Source organism: Calditrichota bacterium, from assembly GCA_013152715.1.
Lineage (GTDB): Bacteria > Zhuqueibacterota > Zhuqueibacteria > Thermofontimicrobiales > Thermofontimicrobiaceae > 4484-87.
This window is the reverse complement of the sequence record JAADFU010000163.1, coordinates 45,024-52,040: the sequence shown is the minus strand read 5'-3', so window position 1 is coordinate 52,040 and position 7,017 is coordinate 45,024. Positions and strand designations below refer to the sequence as shown.

Genomic DNA, 7,017 nt, shown 5'->3' with positions numbered 1-7,017 from the left:
TATGGATTCCCCATGCTTCAACTATTTTTTTGATAATTTCTCATTGCGCATAACTCTAACTGCGAGGTTTATGGGTTATACCAGAAATTTAATTTACTGGAGAGAATCATGAAAACTATTTTAATAATTTTGATTATATCTTCTTATTACATTCCTCCCACCTTGTCTCAACAACAATTTAGTGATCAAAGAATTATTGTTCCGAAAGTAGATTCACCCACTTCGATTTACAGCACTGATCTCAATAGTGATGGAAAACTCGATGTGATTGTTGCCTCACAGAATGATAATAAAATATCTTGGTATGAAAATCAAGGTACTGCTGGTTTCAGTACTCAGAACGTGATAACGACTGACGCAGCAGGGGCCCAGTCAATATACGCAGCAGATATTGACAGCGATGGCGACATTGATATACTCTCAGCATCAAAAGATGATGATAAAATTGCTTGGTATGAAAATGACGGTTCAGGCAATTTTAGCAGCGAAAAGATAATATCAACAGTGGCAGATGAAGCAAGTTCGGTTAGCGCTGCTGATATTGACGGGGATGGTGACTTGGATGTAATTTATACATCAATATATTGGAACGCTGTTTGTTGGTATGAAAACGTAGGTTCACTTGGATTTATGTATGAAAGAGAGATTTTCTCCAGCACAAACGCTGAACTGAGCACTTTTTTTGTGACGGATATCGACGGGGATGGTGATTTGGATGTACTATCTGCTGCAGTTCATACAAATAAATTGCAGAAAATCGTTTGGCATGAAAATGACGGTTCAGGAAGGTTCAACAATACGTTTGATATCAATAGTAATGTAAAAAGACCCTCATCATTTTATGCTGCAGACTTGGATAACGACGGCGATATGGATGTGCTTAATGCATCTATATACGACGACAAGGTTGCTTGGTATGAAAATGACGGTTCAGGTAATTTTATTAGCCAGTATGTATTCAGCTGGAATGCATATAATGCAAATAATGTTTTAGCCGCAGATTTTGATGGGGATGGTGACATGGATGTGCTTTCCTCATCTAGACAAGATGATAAAATTGCTTGGTATAGGAACAACGGAGCAGGAAGTTTCGGTCATCCGAATTTGATTACCATCGAGGCAAATAACGTCCGTTCCATTTACTATGCTGATTTGGACCGCGATGGCGACATCGATGTGCTCTCTGCGTCATATGATGATGATAAAATTGCATGGTATGAGAATGACGGTTCAGGCAATTTTAGCAGCGAAAAGATAATATCAACAGAGGCAGATGGAGCGAGGTCTGTGTTTGCGGCAGATCTCGATGGTGACAATGACGTAGATGTTCTCTCCGTATCCCAATGGCATGACAAAATCGCATGGTACGAAAATAATGGTTCGGGTAGTTTTAGCAGTGAAAATGCGATCGACACAGATTTAAATGCAGCTAATACTGTCTATGCAGCAGACCTTGATGGTGATGGGGATATGGACGTGCTAGCAGCCGTAACCACCAATTGGATCAGCCAGATTGGTTGGTATGAGAACGATGGTTCAGCTAGTTTCAGCAGTCTACAAGAAATAACAACCAAGGCAAAAGGCGTCCGTTGTCTAGCAACTGCCGATCTTGATGGTGATGGTGATCTAGATTTGCTCTCTGCCTCTGAGGATGACAACAAAATTGCTTGGTATGAAAATAATGGTTCAGGCAGCTTCGGTAGCCAATGCATTATTACAACTAATGCTCTTGGTGCGCATTGTGTTCATGCAAAAGATCTTGATGGCGATGGCGATATTGATGTACTATCAGCATCAATGGATGATGACAAAATTGCTTGGTATGAAAACTATGGTTCCGGCAGTTTCAGTAGCCAAAAAGTAATTTCAACCGATGCAGATTGGGCAAAGTCCGTATATGCAACCGACCTTGACGGTGATGGTGATATAGATATAATTTCCGCTTCAGGCAAAGATAATAAGATTGCTTGGTATGAAAATTTAATGACAACATCAGTACCAGTGGAATTAATATCATTCACAGCTACCATTATTGAAAATAATGTTCATTTGCAATGGACAACAGCCCCTCAATCAAATAACTATGGATTTTATATAGAGAGAAGAAAAATGGGTGATCACAATTGGCAAGAAATTGATTTTGTAAAAGGTTGTGGGACTTCCACGATACAACATAACTATGTATATATAGACACTGACATATTAATTGGCTCATATCAATATCGTCTAAAACAAATGGATTATAAAGGTGATTATAAATATTATATGACAGGGGAAATAATTATAGGAAATCCAATAACTTTTTTTCTCTCTCAAAACTATCCAAATCCATTTAATTCAAGCACAATAATTCATTTTGATGTTTCAAATCGTTGTCATGTAAGTCTAAAAGTATATAATATCAGTGGGGAAATAGTTTCTACAATTTTGAATAAAGAAATGCACGCAGGTAATCATAAAATCATATTTGAAGCAAATAATTTAGCTTCAGGTATCTATTTTTATCATATTCAAATGGATGAATTTCAAGATGTAAAAAAAATGATATTAATTAAATAATTATTTTACTGTAGTTTAGCAAAAAAGCGACAAAATCAAAAACGGCTCCCCACCATTTCGAGTGGGTAAATTTAAGCATTATTATTATCATTAGTCGAGGTGCCAATTAGCGGCCACATCATTTTGAACTGTGCAACTCATTGTTTTTTATTCGGTTAGTCCATTTCACCATCGTCCTTCCAGTATCAGTGAGAAGGGATTAGGACGAAAATGGACTAACCGACTCCCAAATTACCCACCCAAAATGATGGTGAGCCAATATAATAATGACTATCTTTTTAAGGAGATAGCAAATGAATTTTAATGACGACGCTTCGTCCTACGCTAATAAAGCTTTCGAATATCTCGAAAAGGGAGACAAGGAAAATGCGATTAAAAATGCTCTAATAGCAATAGAAATAAGACCTCGGGATCCTGATGTCTATTTGGATATTGCTAATATTTACTTCAATTTTAGTGATTATAAATTGGCAATCAAATACTATAAAAAAGCAATAAAAAGAGAAGTGATATCTTCGGTTACATCACGTGGTTTTGGTGCAAAATGGGAATATCGGCGTCATCGTGCTCTTAACAACGTAAAAAACTTTAAAGCCTATGGCTGGCTGGGTAAAGCCTATCGTGAAATTGGCAAACTCAAACAGGCTAATAAAGCGTTCAACAAAGCACTCCGATATGCAGAAGACAATAATGATTCTGAAAGCATCGAGTTAATAAGATTAGAGATAGAATCTCTAAAAAATCGTTCAAATTAATCAGTAACAAGTCAATGGCTAGCATTTTTTGCTCAACCTGACGCGCAGGGCACGTCAGATATTATTGTTTCGTCGGTTAAAAAAAAGCTAAAATCATTCTCAAAGTACTGTGCGCTTTAATCCTGGGAGCAGGTTAGCAACTTGTTATCGTGCACACCATCTATCCCCCCCAGATAAAAGCCGTTATTTTTAAACACACAAAAAAGGAAGCCGGCCAAAATTCAGACGAGCTTCCCTTTTTAAATTTTAATCAAATGATCGCTTTTTCAAAAGCCGAATTTCATACTCGTCCCCAAGGACAACGCTCTGGAACTCCCGAGGGTGATGCCGCCGCGGCTGGAAACGCCAAGGTCAAAATAAAATCGCTTGAAATCCAGGGCACCGCCGATACTCCACTGAAAATTGCTCAGCCTTCTGCCCACGGAAGCGTAGCAGCGAAAAACAGAAAATTTCACACCACCGCCAAATGAAAATTGAGAAATTCCATCGGTGCGGTCAAATTCCATGTTGAGCAGGTAACGCTTGATATTTTTGGCAATGCCGACGCGAAAGCTGAGGGGAATCCTTTTGCTGAAACCGTCAATCGAATAAGTCGTATCCACTGTCACCGAATCAGCATTGATATCGCCGAGCTGTCCCTTGCCAAAAATGAACAATGGCTCATTTCCCAGGTCCAAAGATGCACGCGAAAACTGTGCGCCTCGGTCCCAAAAAACTGAACCCAATAAATTTTCTAAAACCATGCCAATCTGCCAGCCATTATTCGTGTACGAGCTCAAACCAAGATCAAGACTTATTCCCTTGCCGAACGTGGCAGTACGTGTGGCAAATTCCGCGCGCGGCAGAATTCCGCTGTTCGTAATGGAAAGTTTTGCCATTCCCTTTTCTACATTGGCATAACCGACACCCTGCACGAGCGCCAGCGATGCTCCCCAGGCAATTTCTTTAAATACAGTATTTTTCAATCCGGGCACATCAAAAATAATGCGATCAATCAGCCTTCTCCCGTATGAAAATTTAAATTTGATTAATCCTTGTCCCCCTCCGTTCACCGAATAGTCGTAAACATCTCTTCCGATTTTATAGAGCAAATTTTCATACAAATCTTTAGGCACAGAAAAATGGCCGAACATCTGGGATTCAATGCCAAAACCAAAATTCTTGTAAGAAAAGCTGAGCAGAGACACGTTGCCCGTAAAATCAAACACCATTCCGGATTTAGGGATCAGATTCAAAATATTTTTGACGTCTGTTTCCGTCAAATAAATACTTTCGCCGTCGCCGATGTATTTGTTGATGTCATCGAAGCTGAAGGAGTTGTTTCCGCCTCTGGCATTCAAAGAATAGATGATCATTTCAAAATTCGGTCTATTGGGATCGGCAAATGCCAGATTGGCCGGATTCCAGTGAACAGATTCCACGCCGCGAGATATGGCAGTCATACCGCCGATTCCCAAGCTGAGTCCGTTTTGTGAAAAGCACAAATTCGGCGCCACGAAAAGAATGGCAAATATCGTGTAAATGGCTAATTTTTTCTTCATTTCTTCTCCGGGTTACTTTTGCCAACTTATCTTTAAAGATTATCAGGATCAATGAGAAACTTGCCGTTGATAAAAACATCTTTTACGATCAAGTAGTCATTTGCCGTCAGCGTGGCTTCCGGCGTGTCGTCCAAACTCGCCTCGAAGCGAAGGAAATAGCTGTCTGCTATTTCAGTAAATTTTTGTTTAGTCAACTCGATTACAAAAGATCCACTGGCAGGTTGCGCAACGACACCGTCATTGCGCAAAGTGGGTCTCGGCAAAACGATGGTAAAAATCTCTGAATCAACGTGATTTGAATCAGGTCCTACAAATAACGACAAAAATCCGGAAATAGGTAAACTATTCACGAGCGAAACATTAATAGATCCTTGATAAGTGTAATCTCTGATTTTCTGCCGCGCGTCCTCGTCAATATTCAGAGAGTCCGTTTTGGAATAGTGGGAATTTTTGGTAGTAAACATGAGCGGAAAATCGAGATCATATCTGACGCCCATCTGGTCGTCTTTGTGAAAAGTGGCATTTTGTCCCATCACACGCACAGAGCCGCTGACGAGCATCTTTTCAGGAATGATATTAAACAAATCCACAATCGTCGGCTGCGACTGGTCTTCATTGGCGCCGTTACGGTTGAGCAAAAGCGAACCATTGGCAGGGATATTTTTTTGAATTACAATTTTATACGAAGTGTCGCTGCGAACCGCGTTGAAAGTGAGGTTTAAACCGAGATCAAACGGTGTGTCCAGAAATTGCATTTTCAGCCAGACATCGTGAAAATCGAAGTTTTTTAAATTTTCCGTTCCTTGGGGAAAAACCTCTTCTTCAAATTCAGGGAAGGAGGTCGCGATATTAAAATCCGCTGTCACCGACGAGAATTGAATATCGGAGAGCTTCACAGCTACGCCTAATTCATCGCTGGATTTCAAGTCATATCTGTTACTCGCATTGGGAAAAATTTGTAGTTTTATCCCGAATTTTAGATTTTCACCGTCCAGATCGAGCACACCATTGTCCAAATACACCACATCTGAACCCGTTTGACCAGGGGACAAATTGAGAGAAAGAGAAAAAGGGTCGCCGTTGGCATCGGTGATACTGAGAACATCGATTTCCAGACCGATGCCAAAATTGAAATGGTTGGTAATCTCCAGCAAAATGGATCCGTACTCAATTTCGCCGCGGCGCACGGTGAGAGAATCGGTGCTTAAGTCGATGGAATCTGTCAGTTCCAAAATCTGCTCTTTCAGGTTGGCGCCGTAGGCTGCGTCAGCGACGATATCCTCCGGCGAGACGGACAGTTCCAAGCGAGCGCCCTGAACGAGAGTCACAGTTTGCCCGTTGCTGCCGTCCATTCTGCCGAACAGCACTGCCAGAATACTCGAAGAAATCAATTCATTTTCCAGGTCCACATAGAAAAATCTGGTTTCGCCATCCCGAATCAATCCCAACTGGAGCGTATCAATGGGCGCATTGGCCCGGACCTGATCCAGAATAGCCAGGCGCACATCGCCGCTCAAGTCCATGCCCAGATGATTGGTGACTTCCAAACGCACTCTGCCAGTGACGACGTTGACGCTATCAAAATCCGTGAGAGTAACTTCTTTTTCAACAGGCGTCAAATCTTTCGGGGGCACAATCGCTTGTTGTCCCTCATGGCCGGCTAATTCCGGATAAATGTCCGTGAAATAGATCTCTGTGCTCGATTGCTGAGTGGCGCTTATTTCAAAATTTCCCAATTGAGCAGAGGCATGCACGTTCTGGCTTTGAATTCGAAGTTTGTCCGCCAGCCCGAATGTCTTTTGGCCATTTTTGTTAATGGAAAGAATGGAATCAGGTCCCAGACGATTGTACGTATCCCGCGAGAACTCATCGCCGACGCGGAGCGTATCAGCGCTGAAAAGCGGAATTTCTTCCACGAGTAAGTCCCATTTCGGTGGTCGCGGATCCTCGGGCAAATTAAGCGTACAACGACTCACAAGACCTAAAATAAGCAAAGCAAAAATCAACAAGCTTCTTTTCATAAAATCACCCATTCGATAGTGATCACATTTTGTCAGATTAGTTGAAAAATCTTCAAGATATATTCTTGCAAAAATTGAATAAACTTTCCACAAAGTTATTTTACAATAGCCACAGCAAAAAGCAAAAGCAGTGCAAGTAAA

General features: G+C 41.0%; 4 protein-coding genes. 2 read left to right on the top strand and 2 right to left on the bottom strand.

Translation table 11 applies throughout. From position 1 onward, the window contains the following. The first annotated feature begins 108 nt into the window (after nucleotides 1–108). Nucleotides 109–2,559, top strand: coding sequence for a T9SS type A sorting domain-containing protein (locus GXO74_12420; protein ID NOZ62473.1), 2,451 nt, complete (start codon nucleotides 109–111; stop codon nucleotides 2,557–2,559). 293 nt (nucleotides 2,560–2,852) lie between these two features. Next, entirely contained in the window at nucleotides 2,853–3,314 is a 462-nt protein-coding gene (locus tag GXO74_12415; protein NOZ62472.1) for a tetratricopeptide repeat protein, read from the top strand. 266 nt (nucleotides 3,315–3,580) lie between these two features. Here the strand turns inward: GXO74_12415 and GXO74_12410 are convergent, their stop codons facing one another. Together GXO74_12410 and GXO74_12405 are read right to left on the bottom strand one after the other, a co-directional pair. Beyond that, nucleotides 3,581–4,855, bottom strand: a complete 1,275-nt coding sequence (locus GXO74_12410) for a hypothetical protein (GenBank protein NOZ62471.1) — start codon at nucleotides 4,853–4,855, stop codon at nucleotides 3,581–3,583. 32 nt (nucleotides 4,856–4,887) lie between these two features. Further along, on the bottom strand, nucleotides 4,888–6,876 hold the full coding sequence (locus GXO74_12405; protein ID NOZ62470.1) for a hypothetical protein: 1,989 nt from the start codon (nucleotides 6,874–6,876) through the stop codon (nucleotides 4,888–4,890). Between the last annotated feature and the right edge of the window lie 141 nt (nucleotides 6,877–7,017).

Coding starts and splice junctions, on each gene's coding strand:
- GXO74_12415 (NOZ62472.1), top strand. CDS start 2,853: ATGAATTTTAATGACGACGCTTCGTCCTACGCTAATAAAGCTTTCGAA.
- GXO74_12410 (NOZ62471.1), bottom strand. CDS start 4,855: ATGAAGAAAAAATTAGCCATTTACACGATATTTGCCATTCTTTTCGTG.
- GXO74_12405 (NOZ62470.1), bottom strand. CDS start 6,876: ATGAAAAGAAGCTTGTTGATTTTTGCTTTGCTTATTTTAGGTCTTGTG.
- GXO74_12420 (NOZ62473.1), top strand. CDS start 109: ATGAAAACTATTTTAATAATTTTGATTATATCTTCTTATTACATTCCT.